The organism is Stenotrophomonas indicatrix (assembly GCF_002750975.1).
GTDB lineage: Bacteria > Pseudomonadota > Gammaproteobacteria > Xanthomonadales > Xanthomonadaceae > Stenotrophomonas > Stenotrophomonas indicatrix.
The window spans coordinates 3,855,272-3,879,470 of the sequence record NZ_PEJS01000001.1 but is presented as its reverse complement, the minus strand read 5'-3'; the positions used below and the strand labels follow the sequence as shown (position 1 = coordinate 3,879,470).

At 61.2% G+C, this 24,199-nt stretch carries 19 protein-coding genes; 11 read left to right on the top strand and 8 right to left on the bottom strand.

From position 1 onward, the window contains the following. Nucleotides 1-171 precede the first annotated feature (171 nt). On the top strand, nucleotides 172-474 hold the full coding sequence (locus CR918_RS17905) for a hypothetical protein (protein WP_223486888.1): 303 nt from the start codon (nucleotides 172-174) through the stop codon (nucleotides 472-474). Here CR918_RS17905 and CR918_RS17900 read toward each other — a convergent pair. The 4 genes from CR918_RS17900 to CR918_RS21090 all read right to left on the bottom strand — a co-directional run bounded on the left by CR918_RS17900 (nucleotide 471) and on the right by CR918_RS21090 (nucleotide 7,511). Beyond that, complete coding sequence (locus CR918_RS17900; RefSeq protein WP_133119704.1) at nucleotides 471-4,817, bottom strand: AAA domain-containing protein; 4,347 nt, start codon at nucleotides 4,815-4,817, stop codon at nucleotides 471-473. The two genes, CR918_RS17905 and CR918_RS17900, sit on opposite strands and share 4 nt — an antisense overlap. Nucleotides 4,818-4,853: 36 nt before the next feature. Beyond that, on the bottom strand, nucleotides 4,854-5,288 hold the full coding sequence (locus tag CR918_RS17895; protein WP_165780911.1) for a hypothetical protein: 435 nt from the start codon (nucleotides 5,286-5,288) through the stop codon (nucleotides 4,854-4,856). A 118-nt stretch (nucleotides 5,289-5,406) separates the two neighbouring features. Then, nucleotides 5,407-6,912, bottom strand: coding sequence for a YifB family Mg chelatase-like AAA ATPase (locus tag CR918_RS17890; protein ID WP_099843997.1), 1,506 nt, complete (start codon nucleotides 6,910-6,912; stop codon nucleotides 5,407-5,409). Between the two features lie 410 nt (nucleotides 6,913-7,322). After that, nucleotides 7,323-7,511, bottom strand: coding sequence for a hypothetical protein (locus CR918_RS21090; RefSeq protein WP_133119702.1), 189 nt, complete (start codon nucleotides 7,509-7,511; stop codon nucleotides 7,323-7,325). Between the two features lie 191 nt (nucleotides 7,512-7,702). Here CR918_RS21090 and CR918_RS21085 point away from each other — a divergent pair, with 191 nt between their 5' ends. Beyond that, nucleotides 7,703-8,008 (top strand): hypothetical protein, encoded by a 306-nt coding sequence (locus CR918_RS21085; RefSeq protein WP_133119701.1) that lies wholly within the window; start codon nucleotides 7,703-7,705, stop codon nucleotides 8,006-8,008. A gap of 84 nt (nucleotides 8,009-8,092) precedes the next feature. Here the strand turns inward: CR918_RS21085 and CR918_RS17880 are convergent, their stop codons facing one another. Beyond that, nucleotides 8,093-8,443, bottom strand: coding sequence for a helix-turn-helix domain-containing protein (locus CR918_RS17880; RefSeq protein ID WP_099843995.1), 351 nt, complete (start codon nucleotides 8,441-8,443; stop codon nucleotides 8,093-8,095). Nucleotides 8,444-8,688: 245 nt separating this feature from the next. On the opposite strand from CR918_RS17880, the gene CR918_RS17875 reads away from it, so the two are divergent. The 7 genes from CR918_RS17875 to CR918_RS17845 all read left to right on the top strand — a co-directional run bounded on the left by CR918_RS17875 (nucleotide 8,689) and on the right by CR918_RS17845 (nucleotide 14,944). Next, the gene (locus tag CR918_RS17875; protein WP_099843993.1) at nucleotides 8,689-8,991 is read left to right on the top strand and encodes a hypothetical protein; all 303 of its coding nucleotides are present in this window, start codon (nucleotides 8,689-8,691) and stop codon (nucleotides 8,989-8,991) included. Nucleotides 8,992-9,021: 30 nt separating this feature from the next. Then, nucleotides 9,022-9,333 carry a hypothetical protein gene (locus tag CR918_RS17870; protein WP_099843991.1) on the top strand — a complete coding sequence of 104 codons (312 nt, stop codon included), beginning with the start codon at nucleotides 9,022-9,024 and terminating at the stop codon, nucleotides 9,331-9,333. Nucleotides 9,334-9,529: 196 nt separating this feature from the next. After that, nucleotides 9,530-10,777 (top strand): hypothetical protein, encoded by a 1,248-nt coding sequence (locus CR918_RS17865; RefSeq protein ID WP_099843989.1) that lies wholly within the window; start codon nucleotides 9,530-9,532, stop codon nucleotides 10,775-10,777. Further along, the gene (locus CR918_RS17860) at nucleotides 10,774-11,619 is read left to right on the top strand and encodes a hypothetical protein (protein WP_099843987.1); all 846 of its coding nucleotides are present in this window, start codon (nucleotides 10,774-10,776) and stop codon (nucleotides 11,617-11,619) included. The genes CR918_RS17865 and CR918_RS17860 overlap by 4 nt, the downstream gene beginning before the upstream one ends. Beyond that, nucleotides 11,609-12,382, top strand: a complete 774-nt coding sequence (locus tag CR918_RS17855) for a class I SAM-dependent methyltransferase (RefSeq protein WP_099843985.1) — start codon at nucleotides 11,609-11,611, stop codon at nucleotides 12,380-12,382. Before CR918_RS17860 ends, CR918_RS17855 begins: the two co-directional genes overlap by 11 nt. Nucleotides 12,383-12,386: 4 nt before the next feature. After that, nucleotides 12,387-13,700, top strand: coding sequence for an ABC transporter permease (locus tag CR918_RS17850; protein ID WP_223486882.1), 1,314 nt, complete (start codon nucleotides 12,387-12,389; stop codon nucleotides 13,698-13,700). Beyond that, entirely contained in the window at nucleotides 13,697-14,944 is a 1,248-nt protein-coding gene (locus CR918_RS17845) for an ABC transporter permease (protein WP_223486880.1), read from the top strand. The genes CR918_RS17850 and CR918_RS17845 overlap by 4 nt, the downstream gene beginning before the upstream one ends. 726 nt (nucleotides 14,945-15,670) lie before the next feature. Here CR918_RS17845 and CR918_RS17835 read toward each other — a convergent pair. From CR918_RS17835 to CR918_RS17825, 3 genes are all read right to left on the bottom strand, one after another. Next, nucleotides 15,671-16,174, bottom strand: coding sequence for a cold-shock protein (locus tag CR918_RS17835; protein ID WP_099843981.1), 504 nt, complete (start codon nucleotides 16,172-16,174; stop codon nucleotides 15,671-15,673). Between the two features lie 46 nt (nucleotides 16,175-16,220). Further along, nucleotides 16,221-16,577, bottom strand: coding sequence for a hypothetical protein (locus CR918_RS17830; protein WP_099843979.1), 357 nt, complete (start codon nucleotides 16,575-16,577; stop codon nucleotides 16,221-16,223). 689 nt (nucleotides 16,578-17,266) lie between these two features. Further along, on the bottom strand, nucleotides 17,267-17,569 hold the full coding sequence (locus CR918_RS17825; protein ID WP_165780910.1) for a type 2 periplasmic-binding domain-containing protein: 303 nt from the start codon (nucleotides 17,567-17,569) through the stop codon (nucleotides 17,267-17,269). On the opposite strand from CR918_RS17825, the gene CR918_RS17820 reads away from it, so the two are divergent. Together CR918_RS17820 and CR918_RS17815 are read left to right on the top strand one after the other, a co-directional pair. Then, nucleotides 17,568-22,529: an AAA domain-containing protein gene (locus CR918_RS17820; protein ID WP_165780909.1), complete on the top strand. Its 4,962-nt coding sequence runs from the start codon at nucleotides 17,568-17,570 to the stop codon at nucleotides 22,527-22,529. The genes CR918_RS17825 and CR918_RS17820 overlap by 2 nt on opposite strands. Beyond that, the gene (locus CR918_RS17815) at nucleotides 22,522-24,114 is read left to right on the top strand and encodes a hypothetical protein (protein WP_099843973.1); all 1,593 of its coding nucleotides are present in this window, start codon (nucleotides 22,522-22,524) and stop codon (nucleotides 24,112-24,114) included. Before CR918_RS17820 ends, CR918_RS17815 begins: the two co-directional genes overlap by 8 nt. Nucleotides 24,115-24,199: the final 85 nt, after the last annotated feature.

Here is a 24,199-nt window from a genome sequence, read left to right as displayed (position 1 = left end):
CGGAATCGCTACACCCAAGCGGGCCATCCGCCGCACTTTGCACAATCAGCACTGATATTCCGGCACCAACGCAAGGTTCCCACAATGTTGCTGGGTCATCCTGTAGGCATGGCACAGCACAACCCCCGTTTCCCTCCGGTTCGCAGGCGCGCCCATGGACGTGCGCGTCCGGTGCCGTTCGCAGCACCGGCGGTCGACCTGCAGGCCGAATACCAGTTCTGGCAGGTCTATGACCGCGTAGTCCGCCCCCTGCCCGGGGGCGGGTTCCGCCTGGCCTGGCTGGTGCTGCAGGCCGTGTACCGGGCGCGGGCGCGCTATCCCGCCGACACCCACAAGGCGGCGCTGTCGCGGGTACTGTTCGGTACCAACATGACCGACGCGCGCGCGGCCGAACTGGAAGAACTCTACACGCTGGTCAGCCGCAGGCTGGCGGCGGTGGCCGTGCGCACGCTGGCACCCGGCAGCACCGCCTAGCCCGCCTTGCAGGGCATGCAGATCCGTCCCACCCCGCCGGCACCGGCGCGCAGGTCAGGGTCGAAGAACTCTTCCTGGCTGCGGATCTGCCCACAGCGGCTGCAGACTTTCTTCTCCTTCGATTCCAGCCCCTGCACCTGCTCGATCACCTGGTCGACCGCTGCCGAGCGGATCTCCGTGCCGGCCACTTCAATCAGGCGATAGAGCCGGTCGGACAGTGTCTGCACCGGGTCGCTGCCGAGGTTGAACCGGTTGATGCGCAGGAAGCGGTAGCCGTAGCTTTCCAGGGTCAGCTGGCGCTCGACATCAGCCTCCACCAGATAGCGCTCGTGGTTGCCCACATGCACCGGCTTGTCGCGGCGGAAATGGAATTCGAAGCCGTCGTACTCGATCACGATCTGCAGCGCGCCGCGCACGGTCTGCACGGTCACCAGGAAGTCCACCCGCCACGCCGGGTGCTGATAGGTCGGGTCGAGCTGGCGCAGGTAGTCACCCACCGGGAACTGCGGAATGATCTCGACCGCATCACCATGGGCAAGCACGAACGGCGTCTGCCGCAGCCACTGCAGCACCTTCGATTCCATCGGGCTGCGCGCATCGGTCTGCGCGGCGTCGGGCGCGGGGCGGTCCAGCTGGCTGGCGTAGTAACGCAGCGCATGGCCAATCGCGCCGCGGAACGCATCCACCGGCATCGAATGTACGAACCAGATCGCCTCCTGCGCACGGGAGAAGCCGACATTCAGACGCTGCACTTTCAGCTTGTCTTCCACCGCATCCACCGCGCCGCTAAGGCTGACCGGGAAGATGTAGTTCAGCGCATCCTGGCCGGCGGTCGCCACCATCGAATAGAAGATCAGTCCGCGTTCCTCACCCTGGCAGGAGTCGACCGTCATCACCTTCAGGCGAAGCCGCCCTTCGAACTCGCGGCCGCGCGGATGGTTGAACAGCGTCTTGGACAACAGCGTCTGCTGCTCGCGGAACGGCGTGATGATGCCGACCGTGGGCGGCGCGTCCGTATCCAGCAGTTCCACCAGGCGCTCGGCAATGAACGCCGCTTCGGCGTCGTTGGTGCTGCGGCTGGTGCGGTGCCCACTGGCATCGACCTGGCTGAAGCGGATCACCTCCTGCAGCGGCCGGCTGCGGATCTTCAGCGCCTGCAGCTGGTGGTTGTAGAAGGTGGAGGACGAGAACCCGATCAGTTCCGCATAGCTGCGGAAATGCTTGCGCAGCATCACCGAGTACGAGGCCGAGAGCGAGCAGAACTCCAGCACCGAGCGCTTCACATCGAACATGGCCAACCGCTCCAGCACGTCGGCCTGCTGGCTGACGTTGGTGCGGAAATAGTTGACCAGGTCCGAGCGGTACTTGTCGTTCAGCGCGATGCTGGCGTTGGCGGCCTTGACGTTGGAAAACTGCTTGGAATCGCCCAGTACCACCACCTTGCGCGCGCGCAGCAGCGCCGGCAGCGCCTGCGCCACCGAGACCTGCGAGCCTTCGTCGATCACCAGTACGTCGAACAGGTCCGGTGCCAGCGGCATGTATTCGCCGAACTCGCGGATGCTGGCGATCATCACCGGGAACGACTCGCGCACGCTCTCGAACTTGTCCACCGGGAATTTCTGCCGGTTGGCGATCACGCCCGCCAACGCCCGCGCATCGGCGCGGTGATGATCCATGAAGCTGATCAGGCGCCCATCCACATGGGCATTCATCACCGAGGTGTTCAGGCGCTCCAGCTTGGTCTTGGTGCCCACATAGTCGTACTGCGGCGCGTCGACGAAGGCCTTGCGCGTGGCCATCCAGCCCTGCAGGAAGCGCAGGGTCAGCGCCCACAGTGCGGGGTCGTCCTTCGGCTCGGCCAGCAGGGCCTCGACGATGGCCGGATTGAGCCGCGCCAGCAGGGTCATCGCCTGCCGTGCAACCGCCGCACCCGGGCCCGGCGCGGCGCCGTGGGCGATCTGCCGATAGCTGGCCGGCAGCTGCGTGCCCAGGCCTTCGGCCTCCAGCTTCATGCGCAGCGCGTTTGCGCCCTGCACGATGTCCTGCAGGGCAGCTGCATCCTGCTTGAGCAGCAGCGGGCGGGTGGTGCCGAGCTGGTTGAGCTGAAGCTCCAGCCCGCGCACCGCATTGCCACGCAGCAGATAGCCCAGCAGCGGCATCTTCAGCTGCTGGTACTGCAGCAACAGCGTGCCCAGCAGCCGTATCTGCTCGGCATCCAACGACTCGAACAGCGCCCAGCCGTTAACCGGTCGGTCGGCGAGGAAGGCGGTGGTCACCGCATCGCGGCGGATACGTTCGTCCAGTGAGGCCGGCGTGTAGTCGGTGCTGCCGAACAGGTCGGCAAGATAGGCTTCCAATGCATCCGCCTGCGCGGTCACCGCTTCCAGCTCGGACAGCACGTTGGCATCCATCACCGCGTGTACCTGCTGCAGCACCGCGGGGGCGCGCTCGCCCAGCGCCGCTTCCTGCTCGTGCATGGTCTTCACTGCAGCAAGCGATACACGCCCCAGCGTCTGCACGGTAGTGGAGATGGCCTGCCGCAGTGTCTGCGCCGTGTCCTGGCGCTCGCTCTCAAGGGCGGGCTGGTTGGCTTTCATCGCCTTGGCGAAGGCCGAAATCTGGCTGATCGTGCCGGTGGAAGTCAGGCGCTTGAAGTTGGCCGCCTGCTGGCCCAGCCGCAGGATCGGGTTGGGGAAATCGCGATCATGGCGAACCCGGCTCATCGCATCGGACAGCTTGTCGTACACCACGTCCAGCGCTTCGGTCTTGTCCGACAGCACCAGGCAGCTCTTCTTGTTGAAGGCGCAGTCGGCGGCGATGGCGGTGATGGTGTGCGACTTGCCGGTGCCGGGCGGGCCTTCGACCACCACGATGCGGCCCTGTGGCTCGCGCACGGCCAGCAGGATCTTGCGCTGTTCCTCGTTCAGCGGAATGGGCGAATCGAACACCATGCGCTCCACCAGCGGCAGCGCATCCCAGGCCGATTCCACCCGTTCCCCGATCGGCTCGGGGTTGCGCATCAGCACGCCTTCCACCATGCCGTGGAACAGATCCACCAGCTTCGACCCCCCATTGCGGGCCTGGTCGATGATCTCCTCGAAATCATTCAACAGCGCCTCGTCGGCGCGCTCGAACGCAGCCAGGTGCAGGGCAGGCGACAGCGCAACGGTGGCGGTGGATGCCTCGCTGGCAGACGAGGAAAGCGAGACGTCGCCGCCCAGATCCACCGCGTTGGCCACCTGCCGGAACAGCGACGCCGCCACTTCGAACAGGCTCTGTGCCGGGTCGAGGTACTGGATGCGCTCCTGGATCGGCGACACCCACTCGCGGGCCATGCCCACGGCCAGTTCCTGCAGCACGAAGTCGATCGCGCGGCGGTTGGCGAACAGGCGGTTGCTGAGGGTCAGGGTGTAACCCGAACCATCCTTGGCCCGCACCACGTCCAGCGGCAGGTAGAACACCGGGTACTGCACCCCCGCGTACTTGAGCGTGCCCACGTAGAGATACAGCTGCAGACCATCGCCGGTGGCGACATAGGTTTCCAGGTCGCGGAACTCATGGAAGGCGTCGGCCGCCACGAAGTTCTCGAAGAACGCCATCAGCGCGCTGATCGTGCCGTCGCGGGTCAGCTGGTGCTCGCAGGCCTGCTGCAGCGGCAGTTCATCACCGGTGGCCAGCAAGCGCGCCAGCACCTCCGGCAGCGTCTGGTGCAGATCCACAACGGAGCGGGTGACCAGATCCGACTCGGCCGCGTGCAGCGAATCCATCACCCAGTACGCCTGGCCCTGCAGTGGGCCGGCCAGATGCGCGATCAGCGGCCGCACCACCTGCACGCACATCGCATCCACCAGGGTGCCCTGCACCGATTCCACCCAGGCTTCCGGGTCTTCCAGTGCACCGGCCATGCTGGCGCGCGCCTTGTCCAGCACGGCCACGCGCACCGTGGCGATGGCGGTCTCGGTGATGGCGTTCACTTGTTCTTCGACGATGCGGCGCAGCGTCGCGCTGATCGGCCGGGTATAGCTGCGCGGGCCGATGGTGAACGAAAGCTCCTCGCCGGAGGGCCGGCTGAGCAGCTTCCACAGCTCCTTGTCCAACGCCGGATACGGCGCGGTGCGCATGCCCGCGCGGAAGCCGGAATCGCTGGTAAGCACGATGCGGCGCCGCGGTGCCTGCGCGCGCTTGAAATCCGATTCAAGGAAATCGCGGAAGTACTGCGAGATCCGCACCGCGATTTCGCGCATCTTCGTTTCACCCAGAGGCCCGCCGCCGCCGGTTGCCGCAGGTATCAGCGGAGTGGATGCATCGGAGGTCGGCAGGTGCGGCGGCTGGGGAGTGCTCATGTATGGCTGGGCGGGCACCTGGCAAGACAGGCACCGCTAGGGACTGGGTCCTGCATGGTCGCACGCGTCGCCCACGGCGGGGAGGGGGCCAGTGCCCTCCAGTACCGACGGCAGGATCATGTGCGACGTCAGCGATCGCCAGAACAGCGACTCGTCGTAGCTGTCAAAGTCGGTCCGGACCAGAATCGGCGACGGCAGGCCCTGCGCGCGCAGGCGCAGGCGGATACTGGCGACTTCCTCGCTCAGCCCCATGCCGAACAGCACCAGCTGCACCTTCGCATCGCGCAGCACGAACGATTCCTGCAGGCGCGTGCCGAGGCCGGCCGCAAGGAACGTTCCCACCAGGTCGTAGTTGCGCCATTCCAGCACCGACAGGCCGCTGTCCACGCTGTAGATCGATTCCATGCGGATCAGGCCGCGCCGTCCTATCGTCCGTGATATCCGCTGACGGGCGGCCTCCTGCCCGCCCATGATGAGCATCCTGAGCAAAACCGCGTCTCCTTGTGTATGGGCTCGCGGAAATGGTCAGGGCGCAGGTGGCATGGCAGATATCAGATGAATCTGATTCCTTCGTGCATGCAACAGAGTGCTATGCACCTGGCTTGCCCCGGTCCAGCTGCCGGTAGCCAACGGCCTCGGCCAAGTGTGTGGTCTGGATGGTCTCGCTTTCGGCAAGATCGGCAATGGTGCGTGCCACGCGCAGGATGCGATGCATCGCCCGCGCCGACAGCTGCAGGCGCTCGATGGCTTGTTCCAGCAGGTCCTGGTCGGCTTCGCTCAAGCGCGTGCACGCGCGCAGGGCAGCAGGCGGCAGGTGCGCGTTGAGGCCACCGCGCGCCTGTTGCCGCGCATGTGCCGCTTCCACCCGCGAACGTACGCTGGCGCTGGGCTCGCCCAGCGGCGTGCTCTCGCGAAGCTCCACCGCATCCATGCGGCTCACGTTGATGTGCAGGTCGATGCGGTCCAGCAACGGGCCCGATACCCGTGCGCGGTAGCGGGTGATGCGCTCGTCGCTGCACAGGCAGCGGTTGCTGCGGTCGCCGGCCCAGCCACAGGGACACGGGTTCATCGCCGCCACCAGTTGGAAGCGTGCCGGGTAGACCACGCTGCGCGCTGCGCGGGAGATGCGGATGTGGCCGGACTCCAGTGGCTCGCGCAGGGTTTCCAGCGCACTGCGGTTCCACTCCGGCAGTTCATCCAGGAACAGCACGCCGTGGTGCGCCAGCGAGATTTCGCCGGGGCAGGGCGGATTGCCGCCCCCCACCAAAGCCGCAGCGCTCGCACTGTGGTGCGGCGCGCGGAACGGCCGCTGTCGCCAACGCTTCGGGTCCAGTCCTTCGCCGCTGACCGAGGTGATGGCCGCCAACTGCAGGGCATCGATCTCTTCGCTATCCGGCAGCAGGCTGGGCAGGCGCGAGGCCAGCAGGGTCTTGCCGCAGCCGGGGCTGCCGATCAGCAACAGATGATGGCCACCGGCGGCGGCCACCTCCAACGCTCGGCGTGCGAGCGCCTGCCCGCGGACATCGGCCAGATCCGGCAGCGGCAGCGGCGTAGTGTCCACGCGTTCCACCTGCGGCAGCAGGCGTGGATTGCCCAGCCCGGCGCAGCATTCCAGCAGGGTGCGCGCCACGCGCACATCGGCGTGCTGGGCGAGGGCGGCTTCGGCAGCGTTGCCTGGCGGCACGATCAGGATGCGCCCCGCTTCGGCGGCGGCAATGGCGGCGGGCAGCGCGCCGGACACAGGGCGCAGCTCGCCGGTCAGGCCCAGCTCGCCGATGAACTCGTACTGCAGCAGCGACTGCGGATCGACCTGGCCACTGGCAGCGAGGATGCCCAAGGCAATCGCCAGGTCATAGCGACCGCCTTCCTTGGGCAGGTCGGCGGGCGCGAGGTTCAAGGTGATGCGCCGCTGCGGGAAGTCGAAGCGCGCGCAGAGCAGGGCGGCACGCACGCGCTCGCGTGATTCGCGCACGCTGGTCTCGGCCAGGCCGACAATCTGGGTGACCGGCAGGCCGCCGGAGAGATGCACTTCGATCCGCACCAGCGGGGCATCGACCCCGGCGCGGGCACGGCTGTGGACCAGCGCCAGGCTCATGTGTGGATTCCTGCGGAGGGGCGCTTGATGGTGAGGGGGCGACATTCGGGCCACCATCGGGACTTTCAGGTGGTGCGACTAGGGGGATTCCGACCATTGGGGGGAAGCGGGAATTTCGAGAGGACACCCTGCGGCGGTTCCCTCTTGGCGTCGAGGTTGCAAGCGGCTTTCGCCGCGGAACCAGCTGGCGCCCACTGTCCAGCGCGGAAATTGGGCACTACGAAGCCTTGAGGGGGGGGCAGACACTGGCACAGCAAGGCTGTCTCGCACGAGGGGGAGGCCTACTGGTCGAGCTTGGGCGTTCTCTCGATCTAAGGCCACTTTGCGGTTCAACTCATGACGTTTACGCATGGTCGCTACTGGCCGGAAGCTGACATTAACCTGGTCGTAAGGCAATGAACCACCACGCTTCACAACGCTGCCTGGGAACCCGGATTGATGCCCGTCTCTCGTCCGGCCTGACGAACGAAGTTCGAATGATAAGCCTCGGGGCTGTTGAAGGGTGGCAGGAGCACCTCCTTTGGCGGGGGTGAGTGCCAACGGAGGTGCTTGACGGTGCCCATGTCATCGATTCCGAAAACGGTTTCGTCGATCCACATCGATGGATTCGTGTTCGCAGAACGCCCTTGGGTTCGACAGGCAAGTCATGTTCTTGCCCGCGGGTCTGGGAAGGAATCTTGTCAAAACATGCCGACCCAGTCCGCTGTGCCAAGCACAGCGCGACATTTGTCGGAATGCAGGTGCGCTCGGAAACTGAAAATGTCCCTGACCAAGTACACGGAGCGTTGCGATGCGCAATCGAATTGCAGGAAAGGCACTTTCCTCCCTCACGCTGATCATTGCGGGCACTGCGGCGACGTCGGCCGCTCCAGTTCATTCGCAGGTGAACACTGCAGAAGCAGGGTTGAATGCCCTGACGGCGATTGACCTGGACGCACTTCGCAGCAGCGAATTCTCCGCTCACCAGGACGGGGCTCTCGTTGCCCACAACCATTCGGACTCGCTTGACACGTGTCATCCTCACCACGATACGGGCGTTGACACTCGCAATCTGACGGACGTCGCAATCCCGTCGGACTCTCGATTTAACGTCTGAGCCAGATTCCCGGCCGCGTCCTGTTAATTCTCTGAAGAGATCGTTGGCCTAGGTCCATGAGACCCCGCGTGCCAGCTGCACGTACTAGATATACGTCTCTGCGCTTTCCATCAGCGCCAGGAGGTGAAGCAGGAAAGACATCGGAAGGTGTTTTGAAAGCTCCACCATCCTGGCCTCAAGGCTCGAGCGTGTGCCAACGGTCTCACCGGTGCGCTTCATCTGCTCGCCGGCTACAAGCCAGGACACGCTCACATTCATGATGCGGGCCATGCCCTGCAGATGGTCGATCGTAGGAGAGAAACTCTCCTCTCGTTCCCAGTGTCCGACGGTAGCGCGGTTGACGCTCAGCGCCTTGGCCAAGTCGGTCTGCGACAAACCGCTGCTGATCCGGGCAAAGCGGATCCGGGCAGAGAGCGTGTCGAATTCCATATCCATATAGAGCCCCTGACTCGCAACGCGACCCTGGTGAGGAGGTTTTGGCTTCGAGTCTGCTCAATTGTCACCCCAGAGTCAAACAAGGTTCATCAACCACGAAAATGAGCATTCGCACTGTGCTGTGCACGACACAGCGTAACGTTTGTGTGAATGCAATGTGTCTGCCTGTAATCGATGCCCGCAGTGCGGATTCGTACTGCACTGCGGGAAGCTTGTTTTTCCAACCGATTACATGGAGTGTTTCAATGAGCAATCGAATCGCAGCAAAGGCCCTCTCGTCTCTTACGCTGATCATTGCGGGCACCGCAGCAGCGTCGGCGGCACCGGCTCACTCGCAGGTGACCTCTGCGGGTGCTGAACTGAACGCCCTGACGTCCATCGAGGCTGATCTGGACCTGCTTCGCAACAGCGAGTTCTCCACTGGCCAGGAACAGATGCTGGCAGACGGCCACCATTCGGACTCGATCGGGTCCCACCACCATCACGAGGCCACCAAGAAGGAAATGGCATCCGTCGCTGCCATCTCCAACTCGCGATTCGACGTCTGAGCTCGCCCACCCGATCAAAAGGAACTGGAAATGAAAGACAACCGAAGCACGGCCAAAACCCTTTCTGCGCTCACCATGCTGGTAATCGGCAGTGCGGCCGTCGGTGGGGCTGTCGCATCGCCGATTTCTGGCGCCCAGCTGGAGCCGGCAATTGAAAGCGCAACGTCGTTGACCGTCGTCAATGACCTGTCGATGGACGAGTTCGAGAAGGTCGCCACGGGCAATCGTCTGGAGGCCTTGGTTGCCGGGGGGCATCACGACGACTCCTTCGGCTCGCACCACCACCATGAAGCGGCCATCGAGAAACAGACCGCGATGTCTGCCGATCGCTTCAACGTCTGAGGCCGGAAGCAGGCGAGCCGGGGGCCTGTTGCCGCTGGTGGTCACCTGCACGCAGACGCAATGGTGATTCGAGCTGCTGTGCTCTGCACAGCAGCTCGATTGCGGGTCTGCCCATCATGTGGCAGTAATCCTCTTTCAAGTCGGTGCCGGACAGTCGTAGGTGGCAAGGACGGCGAGCACTGCATGGAGCAGAAAAGTGAATGCGATTACCCAGTTGCAAACTCCCGACGTGAGCAGCCCGGCCTGCTTGATGGAGATCGCGGATACGACGGAGCATATGGAGGCCGTCGTCGAGGGGATTCTGTGGTCAAGATTGCGCAGGATGAAAGCGCGACTGCAGGAAGTGCTTGCCGACCCGCGGTACGGGACGACGGCTCGTGCCATGCATCAGATGTACCAGTCAATCGGGTCCGATCGCCAGGCTCGCGTACTGCTGAGTTCCGAGTTCTGCGAGCAGTATCTGTGCCTGGAGTCCGCGCGCAAGGGCAGGCTGGAGGCCGGAGCTGACGAGCAGGAGAGGGCAGAGGAACAGGCCCGCGCGCTTGGCGCGCTGCACGACATCATCGCTCGGGAGAAGTCGATCGCCGAGCTGGCGCAGGGGCGGACCGGCAGATATCTGAGAGAGGCGCGGCAGTGGCAGCTCTACAGCCCGGTTGGAGACTGCGTTGCGGAAAAGGATGCCACGGGCGTGTGGACCCTTCGGCAGTTGCCGAAGCTGGGTGACTGTATCGCGCTGGACCTCGAGAGCCCGCCAGCGCGGCACCATGAGCCGCGTTCTGGGGTGCTCAGCCAACCGTGCCTGCCGCTGACCGATGCGGAGCGTGAGCATGTCTCGCGAAAGCTGGCAGAGGCGCTGGCGGCGATTGATCGGTCAGAACCCATGTACGGCCTTCTCATCCGCAACTTCGTCCGGCGGATCACCGTGCGCAAGTCGGCAGAAGTCACGTCCGATGAAGCCGGCCGCTACGGCTCGGAGCATGTGCCGAGGCAGCCGGGTTCCATTCGGCTGCTGAACACGCATAACCCTGAGCTTCTGGTTGAGGCGTGCATGGAGAGCATCATGCATGAAAGCACGCACAACTATCTGGCCGCGTGGGAGCTTGCCAACGGGTTCTTCGTTGCCAATGACTACCAGCACCGTGTCGTGTCTCCGTGGTCCGGCAATCCCATTCCCAACTCCTCCTACATCCACGCGGTCTTCGTCTATTACGTGTGTCATCGCCTGCTCAAGCGTCATCTTGAGATCTCTCCGGGCCTGGGTGAAGCCGCCAAGCGCCACGTCCAGCGCAGGTTGGCCGTCTGCGCCGCCGGCTTCCTGATCGAGCAGGATCTGAGCGGTCGGTTGATGACCAAGGACGCCATCAATGGCGAGGTCGGGCAGATGATCGATCAGATGCAGGCCGAGATGAAGCGTCAGTATCGCTACGGGGAGTGGCAGCAATGAGCAGAACAGTCGTCATCCACGCGGATCACCTTGACCCGGTCGCGCTGCGGGCGCTGGCCACGGGTGTCCCCGCCATACACATTGATGAGCTGATACCAGTAATGGAGGTTCAACCCTGGCCTGAGGTTCTCCGGCTGAGCCCAGGTGCGCATCTTGAGAGTCTGTTCCGCGGAACCAAAGTGGTGAACCGGGTCTTCTCCCTGGAAGGAACGCAGGTCGAACGGTTCCTGGCCGAGCACGGCGTGGACGCCCGATGGTTCCATATCCGCCTGCAGCCGCTTCTGGCGCTGGGGGTGAGCCTCTGTCACGACACCGGCACGCGCGGCGTATCCCGGTGTCTGGCCCCGCTGAATGTGCAGTGGTTTGAACTCGAACGCGCTCTTCCCGAGGCGAATACGCCTGACTTCGCCTATAGCTTTGGCTACGAAGAACCAGACCTGTCCCGCATTGAGGACCCCATGCAGAAGTCGGTCTGGTCGCTTTTTGACTGGCGACAGGAACGGCAGCTTGATGACGAAGAGCGCCGCAGGCATCAGTTCCACGTGTCCAGGCCGAAGGGCGTCCCCGTGATCGCCTGGTTCCTTGGGCGGGACTACAACGGAATCCACTTTCCCCGTGAAAGCGTTGAGGTCGATGATGCTGTGTGCGGGCAGCTGACGCGAGCAGCTGCACAGGCCTTCCGTGCCGAAGCAGGAGAGATGCTCCTGTACGTGACGGACGAGGCAGTCACCTTCCACGCATTCTCGCCCTACCTTCGTTCCGTCGCCGTCGATACCGCGGTGCAGGATGCATTGGACGCGTGGTTGCTTACCGGCGGCGCCGGAGGTGTGAATGCTGCTTGAGAAGCTGAGCTCGCTGCGCGAGTCCATGGGCTGGGTCTACGGAAGCGAGGACCTGTGCGTACTGTTGTACAGCCTGGTCAAGCGGACCCGCCCGCGCATCGTGGTCGAACTGGGCACCGGCTTTGGCGTCACTGCGGCCTGGATGGCCGGTGCATTGCGGGAGAACGGCAGCGGTGTCATTCACACCTACGATAATGGCTCGCACTTCTCCAGTGAGCCAGGCATCAGGTTTGTCGAGGGCCTGCAGGGGCCGCTTGCCGATTCACTGCGGGAGATGGGGCAGGACTATCCCGCTTTCCTGCAGCACGTGTTCCAGTGGGCCGGGGTCGAGAATCACGTTGTCGCCAATTGGCAGGAGATCGGCTTTGCCGAGATTGCCCAGGCCCCCGCCTTTGACGGCGGAATAGACATGGTCTTCTCCGACTTCAACCACTCCCAGGACAGCATCCAAGCCTTGCTGGCGGCGTTTCTGCCGCGCATGGCGGAAAGCGCTTCGATCTTCATCGACAGTGCCTCCACCCAGCGGCTCAGCTACCTGACCCTGGAGGCCGTTGTGGACGCCCTGAATCAGAATAAGATACCCAGGGCGTTCATCAAGGATCGCAGCGAGCAGGACATTGACGCGCTGCTGCGTATGGTCCAACGCTCGCGCTTCCGGCTGATGCATCTGCTGGAAGCCTGCGACAGGGCGCAGAACAGCACAGCGTGGATCTCGATTGAACCGGTGGACGTGATTCCGACTGCGGCCACCTTCCTGCATTAGAGAGATGTATATGTTCGGCTATTACTTTGCGCTGGCCCGCACCAGGCTTATGGAAACCAAGGGGATGAGCGCCGCGCTGATCCTGGCGCTGGGGTTGGGCATCGGCGCAAGCATGACAATGCTGACTGTCGTGCGGACAATGACGTGGGATCCACTGCCGGGGCGGAGCGAGCATCTCTATCACCCCTTCATTGACGCGCTTCCCACGTCCTACGACGTCAGGCCGGGCATGGACCCGCGCGTGGCTCTCACCTGGGTGGATGCGCAGAACCTGCTTCGGCAGGCCCCCGCCTCCCATCAGACCGCGCTGGCGTCTGCCCGTCTGCTGGTGGATGCGCAGCGCAGCGTGCAGATTCCATTCTTCACGCAGGGGCAGTATGTCACTGCAGATGCGTTCGCCATGTTTGGCATTCCCATGGCGCAGGGCAGGGCCTGGACGCGTGAAGATGATGCTGCCCACGCCCGGGTTGTCGTGCTGGGCCAGGATCTGGCTGCTCGTCTGGGCAGTGAAGGCCTGGTGGGAGCCACCGTCCGGCTTGGCGGCCAGGCATTCAGGGTGGTCGGTGTCGCCGGTCCGTGGAGCCCGCGCCCCCGGTTCTATACGGACCTTCAGCAGGATGTCTTCAAGGGGCGCGAAGACTTCTTCATCCCGATTGGTGTTGCAGCGGAAATGCAGATGGCGGTGTCCAGCAGCGTCTTCTCATGGAGCAGTGACAAGCCCCTCAATCGCCTGCAGGACGCCCGCACATCATGGGTCCAGTTCTGGGCCGAGTTGCCTGACGCGGCCAGTGTCGAGCAGTACGAGCGCTTCCTGGGCAACTACGCACGTACACAGCACCAGGCGGGAAGGTTTGACAGGACAACTGCACCGCGGATGGTGTCCCTGAAGGACTTCCTGGTCGAGCATCGCATCATCCCCAACGAGGTGAAGCTGCAGCTGGCGCTGTGCCTGGGGTTCCTGATCGTTTGCCTGCTGAACATGAGTGCCTTGATCTTCGCCCGCTTCATCCGCCGGTCCCATGAAATATCGGTCCGTCGGGCGCTGGGTGCGCGCCGGCAGGACGTCATCTATCAGCTCTGCACTGAAGCACTGATCATCGGCGGCTTGGGCGGGGCGGTAGGGTTGATCGTTGCAGAGGCCGGCCTCTACCTTGTGCGGATGCAGCCGGAAGACTACGCCTCGCTGGCCAACATGGATCTGAGCATGGCCGCTCTCACCGTGGGCCTGGCGTGTGTCTCCAGTGTCATCGCTGCGTTCTTCCCTGCGCTGCGCGCTACCTCAGGCCGTCTGGCCATGCAGATCAAGGCGTCAGAATGAGCATTGCAGAAGTCCCCCTTATCGTCCGCGCGCTCACCCGCAACCGCTTCATCGCGTCCATTCTCCTGGTGCAGGTGCTGGTTGCCACGGCGTGCGTGACGAACCTTGCGTTTCTGCTGTCCGAGCGGCTGGGAACCCTCACCTACAAGACGGGCCTGGAAGAGGCGAACCTGGGCGTCATCGAGACCGAATACCTGGGGCCTGCAGCAGCCAACCCTGCAGCCTCGATCAGGACCGACCTGGAGGCCATCCGCCAGCAACCAGGCGTCGAACAGGTAATCGCAGCAGAGTCACTTCCGCTTGCCCAGCACAATTGGTCGGCCGGGTTCACCAACAAGCCGCTTAAAGGCAATGACATTTCCGGCATCGTAGAGGCCGAACCGACTGTCTATACGGCATCGTCGCCTGCCGCCAAGGTGCTGGGCCTGACCCTTGTTGCCGGCCGTGACCTGTCTGCGGGAGCGTTCGTGCCGATGGAAGCCAGCGCCGACTATGCCGGGCTCTACAAGGCAAGCGAGGCCGTTGTCTCGCAGGCACTGGCAGACAAGCTGTTTCCGGAGGGCGGCGCAGTCGGCAAGTTCCTGTATGCCGATGCGCAGCACCCCATCCAGGTGGTCGGCATCGTCAAGACGCTTTCCCGGCCTGTTCTGAAGACCGATGCAGACAATGACATGTCACTCATTCTGCCGCTGATTCCGGACGGGCCTCGCGTGATGTTCGCCATCCGTGCCGCGGATGGGCGAGTGGCGGATGTGATTGCGTCCAGTGAGGCGACCTTGTCGCAGCGCGACGCAAACCGCACCATCGCCCGCAGCACCTCGTTCCGGGAACTGCGCGCCGACTACTTCCGCCACGATCAGACCATGGCGATCATGTTCCTGAGCTCCGGGTTGGCGCTGTTGGTGGTAACGGCTACGGGCGTGTACGGACTGGCCAGCTTCTGGGTTCGCAAGCGGTATCGTCAGATCGGTATCCGGCGCGCATTGGGCGCCCGGAAATCCGACATCCTCCGGTACTTCCTGGTGGAGAACCTGATTCTCACCGCCACCGGGTCTGTTGTCGGCACCGTACTGGCCATCGGCCTGAACATGGCCGTGGCCCGGTACTACGAGGTGGCCAGGATCGAGGCGCCATTTCTCGCCATTGGCGTACTGACCGTGCTTCTGTTGGGCCAGGCCGCAGCATTTGTTCCGGCCCGACGAGCAGCCAAAGAGGCCCCGGTGGCGATCCTGCGTAGCGCCTGACCCGGACGGGTCTGTCATCCGGCCAGTGCTCGCGCCAAAGCACCGTTCCTTACGGCTACGCGATGGCGACTCGGAGGCGCTGCGATGGACAAGGCGTGTAACACGGCAGTGGAAGAAAGGAGTAACCGGCAATGCGATGCATTCGGATACCAACCCTCCTCTCGCTCGTCCTGGGCCTGCTGGGGTGCAGGGACGAGGTGGAGAGTTCAACGTATCCCATGGGTCAGAGCGGAAAGACCTGCACTGCCTACAAGGGCTTTGATCGCCACCCCCCTGAAGGGGTTGTTGCCGAGCTTTCCAGGCGGGGGTTGGACAGTCGCAGGTTGATTCATAAAACAGTCTGCGGTTCGATCACCAGCTGGGAGATCCTTCCTGCGGGGGCGTCGATCAATCGGATACCTCCGCCAGATGTGTATGTAGGCGTCCGGCTGAGGGAAGACGGCTCCGTTTCCGTCAGTACGGACCGCCCATGATGTCGGCGCTGCCCCTGATGGTCGAGCATCGGGCCAGCGTCACTGGACGGTAGGATTGCTACGTGGGGCGCTGGGTTTGTCCAGTACCCGGAGAGGTCAGGCTCTGGCCGGACGCGAATCTGATCAATGACGGCGTCGCAATTCGTTTAATGCGGCGCAGTCCAATCTGATGGTCTGCGGAGGGTGGCCAGAGAACGCTCGATGGCGCGACGGACACCCTGCGGGCTGCCGTCGGGAGTCGCTGGCGAAGCGGCTAGAGGGATTGCGACCAAGGGCGGCCCGCGGTCCCCAACAAGCAACGCTGCTCATCAGGCACTGCCCCACTGAAGCGCCCAAACAGCGCTTCGATCCACGATGTTCCTGCACTCTGCACCAGCAACGCGCCCTGGCTCTGGTGGTAGTCCAACCATCGCTCGAAACTGAGGCGCAGGCGCTCGATATCCGGTGCCCGCGTAAGTGCATCGGCGGGCACCCGGATCAGCACGCGTGAGGGAGCATTCTCCACGTCCATCACCAGGACGCCCTTGCAGCGGATCTCGAAGGACGTCACCCCGGCATAGCGCGTGTGCAGTTCAAAGCCCTCATCTGCTTTGGCGGTCACGAAGCCGAGTGCATCACTGTGCAGCTGCCGGTAGTCGGCTGGCTGCAGCTTCTGGTACGCCCACACCTGATCGCCCGCTGGCTCGGGCCACCCCGCCCATACCGCGCCGATCACCACGATGCACACCGCCGCCGCGGCAAGCCCACGCTTCTTCATTCATCACTCCGCACAAAAACAGAACGTCACGCCCACAAGCGTGCCCTCAGTCTCTTGGCCGCACCCGTTCGTGGATGAAGGCCGTGAGTGCGATGTCGGCCATTACCAGCCCCTCCATCACCCGGTCGCCCACGTACTGGTCGGGCTCACCGTTCTGGCGCGTGCGCTCGGCCGCCAACAGGATCTCCTGCACGATGCGCTGGCCGGTGAGGGCGCAGTCTGCGTCGGACAACGCCATCTGTCGGCTGCGTAGGTGATGGCGCTCGGGCCAGGGCTGGCCGTCGGCTGCAGCACCAGCGCCGATGCTGTGCAGGATGGCGATGAGGCTGTTGGGTTCCAGAGCAGGGGCGGGCGAGGGCGCTTCCTGGATGGGGCGTGGGGGAGGGGAGTGCGGCTTGGTCATGGCAGGCTCCGTGCAAGCAGGCAGAAGCCGCCACCGATAAAGGTGGCGGACGATGCGTGGCTCGAAAACCGGATCACTAGACAATCCCGGCGGGTGCAAGACCCCCACGCACCGCCCGCCATAGCCGGCAGACGGATTGCCAGCCGGCACCACGCGTGGCGGTACCGGCTGGCAAGCGTAAACAACGTCTAGTGAATCGGGTTTTCGACGCCCGGCCACCCGTTGTCGGTGGCTCTACCAGAGTTGCCTGATGTTGTTTGAGATGCCAAGGGGTTGGGGCCAAAGCCGCCAAAGCCCGAGACGTTCTTGGCATTGTGGCATAGGAGCGTGTACTGCGAGATTCCTTGGGGGACAAGAGCTTTGGCACTTATGGGGGAGCATCGGCCAGTTGTTCCGATGTCAGGCTCGGAACATGGCAAGTGCGACATCGCTCGTCTAGCTATATTGCCTAGACGCCCATGGGCTGGAACCGGAAGGTGCCGCCTACCTACTTGCGAATACCAGGTGGGGGCCGGTGCGATGTCCGCTTCTGGCCGGAAGCAGTCGTGGGCTCGACATAGCAGCAACCGACCCGAAGCGGACTTAAACGCGCAGCGCAACGACCACCCAACGGAGTGAGGGCGATAGCTTTCTTCGGCTGGGGTAGTACAAGTGTCATCTACAAAAGACGGACACCAGAGTGCTGGCATTCACACCAGCTCAGTCGATTCGATATGAGGCGCGAACTCGTCCTCGGGCAGGAAGGCGACATCTAGACCATTCAGCGTGGCCGCGATGATATGGTGGCTGGCGTTGAAAATGACCTGTCCTTCGACGCGCACGTTCTGCTCTAGCCCGGCTCGCTCGAAATCCCACACGCAGATACGAGTATAGGTCGGCAGCCGGATGCTGATGATGCGGCGTCCGGCGAGATCGCGCGGCGTCTTCGTTGGCATATAATTACTTAATGGCCACCTCTGGGCCAGGGTTGTCGTATGAATGAGGGGACTCATGGACATAAGGATTCTTGGGGGCAACGGACTGCACGCTAGCGAAGTTCGAGCGGTCAAGCGGATGCAGGAGTCGTTGAGACAAAGTTGGTTCGGCTACGCCAGTTTACTCGTTGTTGATGACGAGGGCTCCATGGACGTGGACACAATGATCATCACGCATGACCGTCTATTGCTTGTGGAGCTCAAGGAGTGGACTGGGAAGCTTGAGAGCAGTGATGGCCGCTGGTACCTCAACGGCTATTCAAAAGGGAAAAGTCCCTATGAGATCAAGCGTGTCCACGCGATTCGGATTAGCAAGCTTCTAGGAAGGGAGCTTCAACACAAACTCGGCTATGCGCCCAGAGTCGAAGCCCATGTTGTGATGTGTGGGACTGCCGGTCCAGAAAATCTTTCCACAACAGAACGTCGATTCGTTCACACGCTTGATGATTTTATCAAAATAACTGGAGCCAACGATTACTCATCGATTGTTTCTGAGGCGCCACAGAATTACATGGACCTGTTTGATCGCCGAGGGAAGCCACGCCCAAATAGCGCGACTTGTCGGCCAATCTTCGAACAGTTCTTCACCGGAAACCGAATCAGGCCGAAGGAATTCTCCCATCACAGCTATACGGCTGAACCAACCCCTTGGTTTCGGCACAAGCTCGGCTTGTTCGCGGAATTCAAAGGCCATCATCAGGAAATTGCCAATGATCTGGCTTTGATGAGGCGTTGGAACATGTCGTCGCTCGGCGTCGGAAACGCGACGCAAGAACAATGGGCAAAAGTGGCTCTTCGAGAAAATCGAGTGTTCGCGCTCGCAAAATCCCGTGAGAGAGGACTGGAGGAATATCTACTCCGCCCGCTGGTTCCACTCAGCACAAGTGACGTTTCTGACGATTTTACGGAGCTTTACGAGCTCAGGAGAACCTTTAGCCGCCTGGATGAGTACCTAAGCAAATTGGGGCCTGGTCACGACCACCAGTCTCGCTTGGACTTGGTCAGGGCTCTCTTAGTACCATTTTCAGAATTGCACGCCTTAGGTGTTGCGCATCGTGATATCGATCTTCACAACCTGTGGCACGCATCAGATCAGCGAAGCGTAGTCATCTCTGGCCTCGCAGCGGCTTTTTTTCCGGAGCGTGGAACGATTAGCGAAGTTCGAGACTTTCTGCAGGGTTCGCATGTCCGATTGCCGGAAGAGGCAATGAGCGTAGAGGGCGAGATTTACGACGCCTTTAGACAAGACGTATTCATGCTCGCCGCCGCTGCGTATCGAATTCTCTTCCCTGAGTCAGATCTTCCGCGCGACGAGCAGGGCATCTGGCAATGGATCCCCCCGAAACATGATCCATATGACGGCGCCCTGAGCGCTTGGCTTCAGCGCGCCCTCTCCTGGGGACCGGTTGATCGCTTTGAAAATGCTGCGGCGATGTTGGCGGCTCTCAACGAGTGCGTTAAGCCGGCGGCAGCGAGCAAAGAGGAGGCAATCAATACTTGGAACGAAATATCGGATGGCGACTTCATAAAGCGGGGGTGGGGCCAGTTTCAGATTTTTCAGCACTTCCCGCCAAGCCACGGCGAGAACCCTGGATCGGGACAAGTGCTCAGGTACAGATCCGCATTTGACGATGGGCCCGTACTGGTCAAACTTTGGCTGCAGGTTGCCCCGAACGCGGGCACGCATGGACTGAATCGGCGTGTCGCGGCATTCCGATCCAAGGCCGAAAAAGTCAGGTCGCGTGAAACCGCGACCCCGCACCTTGTCGACTTCGGCTTGCTGGAGTCGGGCGGGCTCCTCGTCGTAACCAGAATTGAGCCAGGTAAGGAGTGGCAGGAGGCTATTGCAGGGGCGGACATTCCATCGCGCAGACGGATCGCCGCGGCCCTTATTCAGGCGGTTTCGGCATTGCACGACCAGCAGCTTAGCCACGGGGATCTTCACCCAGGGAATCTGCTTGTGCAATCTCCGGAGATGCGGGAGGCCGGCTCCGAAAAGGTTCTTCTGCTCGACTTTCTCGACTTTGGGGAGAGGACGCAACCCTTCAATGTCGAATATGGTCCATCAAATCCGGCGGCAACCGACGGCTTCGGTCGCGATCGCTTTGCGGTCTATAAGCTTGTAGAAGAGCTCCTAGCCGAAGAATCCGACGAGCAGTTCAAGCAGGAGCTGGAAGTCGGTCGCAGCCAGCCGCAAGGCGTGCCCGTATCGCTATCTCCGCTGCAGTTCGAGGTTCGACGACTCATCGAGGAAGCATCGGAATCGACTGAAGCGGCGGCACCGATCATTGTTCCTTGGAACAGACTTCAGTTCGCAGGCTCGGAGTTCACGCTTGAGTCTGATGGCGGCGGCTACCACTTCAATTTCAAATGGGATAAGCGCAACGATGCCTTGTTGGACTGCTACGTAACGGGGCTTAATGGCGTAATCACATTTGTGATTGATCCTGAGCAGCGTCAGCTTCGTGATGTCCGATTGGTAACGCCAATTCCGCTCAGTGAGTTGGTGTCAGCCAGCAGTAAATCCTCCGCAAGCATTGAACGCTCAATCGGGCTGCTCAAGTCAAACGAACGCGGGCCAGGCACTCAAGATCTCCTCGATCTGATTCTGGGGTTGGATCCGGTGCTCTCGCTACTTGAAGCGAAATTTTCTCCCTCGAGATCGGAGGTGGCGGAGAGGTCGGAGGGCGCGAATATCCAAATCGAAGAGATTTGGCGAACTCTGATGAACACTGAAGAGGAGAGCCTCCTCGAAGTCGAAGTGACCGGTGCCATCCAAGAAAACGCTGTGGGCCAAATGCGGCTCCCATACCGGACGGCGCACGGTGCCGCGATGGATTTCGGCTCGGATGATCGCGTTCTCGTTAGTCTGAAGGACGACGGCAACAATTTTGCAATTCTGGACATACTCCAAACAAGCCAAGATGAGCTTGTAATCGATGTCACCAGAATGGATGCCCGCAAGCGCGTCATACCTGGCACAATCCTGAAACTCGAATCCTTGCAGAGCAAAGCCTCCCGAGACCGAAAATCCAAAGCAATGGAGCGCGTGCTAGAGCACGCTTCGGCAATTCCCGATCTCCTAAAATACTTTGACCCTACCGCCTCATCATCGATCTCTCCGATGGCTCCTCGACCCAGTGCAGAGCGAGTTAGAGAGCTGTACGATGATGAAGATACAAGCCTCAATGAACGGCAGGTCGAGGCCTTTCAACAGCTGATTGAACAGGGACCCGTTGGCGTTCTTCAGGGGCCACCTGGGACCGGAAAGACCACGTTCGTTGGGGCGTTCATTCACTACCTCTTTAGCGAGGTCGGCGTTAGAAACGTACTGCTGGTCGGGCAGTCTCACACCGCTGTTGATGCGGTAGCTACGAAGGCTCGAGCGATGTGTCAAAGGCACAACTTTCCGCTCAGTGTGGTTCGAATGGGACAAGAGCGAATGCTTGCCACGCCAATGTTGGATGCTCACTCGCGAGCGGTCCAACGCCAAATGCGACATTCTTTCCATCGCGAGTACGAGCATCGTATCGCAGTTTTTTCGGAGCGCCTTGGGATACCGACGCAGCTTTCGGCCGAGTTGGCTTCTCTGCACCGAACACTAGATGGGCTTATCTCGTCAATTGTTGCTTACGAAGCGGAATTGAACCTGGCGAAGTCGGATAAAGCAGGCGCTGATCTTCGCGAACGTCTTCCTGAGCTACAGTCCCAGCTTGACGAGGTCCGAGAGCTCACTTCCAAAATTGTTCGAAATCGATTCCCAGAGGATGCGGCCTCCCTTCTAGAGTCCGAAAATCTATGGGAGAGCACCATCACGCTGGTCGCATCTGCCCACGGTGTCAATAATCCGATCGCTCTGTCACGTTTAAAAATTTTGCTTTCACTCAGCCAGGAATGGCTTTCGGTTCTACACGCAGGCCAGGCCAACTACGACCAATTCCTGGTACAGACGAGGCAACTTGTCTGTGGAACTTTGGTTGGCATGGGGCAGAAGCAACTCGGTGTTGCCGATGTCGACTTCGATTGGGTAATCGTCGACGAAGCTGCTCGCGCGCAAGCGAGTGAGTTAATGATTCCGCTTCAGTCTGGACGCAGGATATTGTTGGTTGGTGACCACAGACAGTTGCCGCCAGTCTACGAGTCATCCCACCTTCGCGCTGCTTCCAAGGCCTTGGGAATACCGCCGGAATCACTTCGGCAGACCGACTTTGAGCGCGCATTCCGTGTTACCCGTGGAGTTGCCCTCAATACGCAGTATCGAATGGTCGAGCCAATTAGCGACTTGGTTTCCGATTGTTTCTATAAGGATGACGGAGTGCAGCTAAGGACCGGCCGCGGCGAGTCACAGGCTTGGTGCGAGCATCTTGCGTTTCCTTGGAACTCTCCTGTTACTTGGATCGATAGTGGAGCAGGGCCGGAGTCAACCGGCGACAGCGACCCAAGTAAGCGAGGGAAATACGTAAATCCGCACGAAGCCCGCCTCGTGCTTCGACTCCTTCAACGTCTCGCCACCCCATACAAGGCGGAGCTGCTCAAGAACATTCAGTCGCCGCACCACCCAATTGGGGTGATCACAATGTATAGCGCGCAAAAAGCATTACTTGAGAAAGAGCTAAGCAAGGCCGAGTGGGCTGCCTCGATTCGTAGTCTGATTAGAATCGATACAGTCGATAGCTATCAGGGGCAAGAAAATCCATTCATCATCTTGAGTCTTGTTCGAGACAATGTTGGCGAGACACAAGGTTTCATGTGGGAGCCATCGCGAATCAATGTTTCGCTTTCCCGAGCGCAGGAGCGCCTTGCGATCGTAGGTGCAGCTCGGATGTGGCGAAAGCGAAACAAACTAGATCCGTTGGGGCGCGTGCTGAGCTTCATCGAAGAGAAGGCGGCATTGCGGCATCCGGGGTATGCGATCGTGACGGATTTGCCCGAATTCGACTTCCAACGCGCTGTTCATGAGGAGGACGAAAATGCTTGACGAAGAGGTTGATGGCGGCGGGATCGAAGGGCAAGGCAAGCGGCGATTGGCAAATGTCATTTCCGTACTACTGCCGGCGAGAGAGTACCGGTTGGAATGTTCATGGACCACCGAAAGGCCCCTGCCGGCGATTGAGGAATTCGCTTGCAGATTGATCGTGATGATGGAGAGCGCAAGCCCTGGCGAGCTTCAAGCGTACTTTGGACTGTCGAAGCTGGAGACGGACGGTTTGGTTGGCAGCCTTACAAGAAACAGGCTGGTGGACGTCGCGGCCGACGGAGTACTTCACCCATCGGCGATCCTTCGCGCGAAGCAGATTGCCACGGGAGAGGTTCCGACCTTTACAACTTTCGAAACCCGAGAGGAAAACGCAGTATTTGACCTGCTGGCCCTCCAGCTCGTCCCGCGCCGCGGCTACAGTAATTCGAGATTTGGTCTACCTGAGGTCCCAATGCCTGAGCTAGCGAAGTCAGTCGCTCCCGACCGCGTAGCCGAAGCATTCAGCGAGCAGTCTCGAGCGTTCTTGGAGTTCTCGTGGGGCCGCACAAAGGAAAGCTTCAAGACTCGCCTGTACAAGGTGGCCCGCTGCCGACCCATGCGCACCCTGCAGGTGCCGGTAGACATGGAGATTTCGCTGGATGTGGGCGCCACAGGCGACTTGAACGTACACCGAGATGCTGTGGAACGCTTGGGAGACAACCGTAAGCGACCACTTTCGATTGAGCTTGAGTCCAAGGTGGCGGACTACCTCGCGAGCGAGAGCCTGCCCAAGACGGCCGCGTCCTTCTCAGACTTTTGCGCGTTGGTTGAGGACGAGGTTCTCGCTAGGTATGTGCGAGAAGACGAATTCGACCTTCCTAAGTGGCTAAGAGACCGAGATGCGAACAAGACTGGTTATGGGTCACAACAGACCAGGGGCCTCTTGGGGCCTATTTACCTCGTCGGAAATCGAACGACACTCATCAACATGTTGCGATCGGAAGACGATGGGGAGGAGCGATCCAGCATCGCACACTGGTTGCCTGCGGATGTCCCATTCTGGGCGGCGAACAGCACTGAGCTTGTCGAATTTGTCGCAAAGTTCCAAAAGGCCCTTGATCGAAGAGATGGGGGTCGACTGGTTGCGTGTTTTAAGGGCGAAGGCGCTTCAGAGGAGCGTTGGCTTAAGCGGAAATTTCACTCTAGGTTGCCTCATGCCGTGATGTTCTCCGGCGGAATCCTAATGGATAGATTTGAGTTTCTCGTGGTGCCCGAGCGGCTAGCAGTTGCGCAATACCACGTTCAACCGAGCAAGATGAGTGCGGTGACGCTTCCGATTGGTTACGCAACCACGGACCCCGATCGAGTGGACAGAATCACCAAGCTACTCGCTGAGCGGCTTGCCCCAACCATTAGCACTTCTATTTCTTGGTCGGCCGATTCGCAGCACGTCCAGAGCCTGATTGATTTCAATGCGCTAGGAATTGGTGATGCAGCCCGTCCGAAACCCTCTGCCGCGGCTAAAACAAGCGGCGCAACACCTGTGGCATCGGTTGAGAAGCCGCACCCAGAAATAATCGTCAAGCGACCAAAATTGGAATCTTGACGAGCGCTCACTCATCTCTTGATTTCAACTGGCCTCTCAGTGACGGAAAGCAAATCGAACGTCATTTGAGAGGCCAACACCATGA

Bases quoted from the DNA above. Each gene is read 5' to 3' on its own strand.
- CR918_RS17835 (WP_099843981.1), bottom strand. From the start codon at position 16,174: ATGAAGAAGCGTGGGCTTGCCGCGGCGGCGGTGTGCATCGTGGTGATC.
- CR918_RS17895 (WP_165780911.1), bottom strand. From the start codon at position 5,288: ATGGGCGGGCAGGAGGCCGCCCGTCAGCGGATATCACGGACGATAGGA.
- CR918_RS17845 (WP_223486880.1), top strand. From the start codon at position 13,697: ATGAGCATTGCAGAAGTCCCCCTTATCGTCCGCGCGCTCACCCGCAAC.
- CR918_RS21090 (WP_133119702.1), bottom strand. From the start codon at position 7,511: ATGTGGATCGACGAAACCGTTTTCGGAATCGATGACATGGGCACCGTC.
- CR918_RS21085 (WP_133119701.1), top strand. From the start codon at position 7,703: ATGCGCAATCGAATTGCAGGAAAGGCACTTTCCTCCCTCACGCTGATC.
- CR918_RS17890 (WP_099843997.1), bottom strand. From the start codon at position 6,912: ATGAGCCTGGCGCTGGTCCACAGCCGTGCCCGCGCCGGGGTCGATGCC.
- CR918_RS17850 (WP_223486882.1), top strand. From the start codon at position 12,387: ATGTATATGTTCGGCTATTACTTTGCGCTGGCCCGCACCAGGCTTATG.
- CR918_RS17860 (WP_099843987.1), top strand. From the start codon at position 10,774: ATGAGCAGAACAGTCGTCATCCACGCGGATCACCTTGACCCGGTCGCG.
- CR918_RS17825 (WP_165780910.1), bottom strand. From the start codon at position 17,569: ATGAGTCCCCTCATTCATACGACAACCCTGGCCCAGAGGTGGCCATTA.
- CR918_RS17880 (WP_099843995.1), bottom strand. From the start codon at position 8,443: ATGGATATGGAATTCGACACGCTCTCTGCCCGGATCCGCTTTGCCCGG.
- CR918_RS17815 (WP_099843973.1), top strand. From the start codon at position 22,522: ATGCTTGACGAAGAGGTTGATGGCGGCGGGATCGAAGGGCAAGGCAAG.
- CR918_RS17900 (WP_133119704.1), bottom strand. From the start codon at position 4,817: ATGAGCACTCCCCAGCCGCCGCACCTGCCGACCTCCGATGCATCCACT.
- CR918_RS17855 (WP_099843985.1), top strand. From the start codon at position 11,609: ATGCTGCTTGAGAAGCTGAGCTCGCTGCGCGAGTCCATGGGCTGGGTC.
- CR918_RS17820 (WP_165780909.1), top strand. From the start codon at position 17,568: ATGGACATAAGGATTCTTGGGGGCAACGGACTGCACGCTAGCGAAGTT.
- CR918_RS17875 (WP_099843993.1), top strand. From the start codon at position 8,689: ATGAGCAATCGAATCGCAGCAAAGGCCCTCTCGTCTCTTACGCTGATC.
- CR918_RS17830 (WP_099843979.1), bottom strand. From the start codon at position 16,577: ATGACCAAGCCGCACTCCCCTCCCCCACGCCCCATCCAGGAAGCGCCC.
- CR918_RS17870 (WP_099843991.1), top strand. From the start codon at position 9,022: ATGAAAGACAACCGAAGCACGGCCAAAACCCTTTCTGCGCTCACCATG.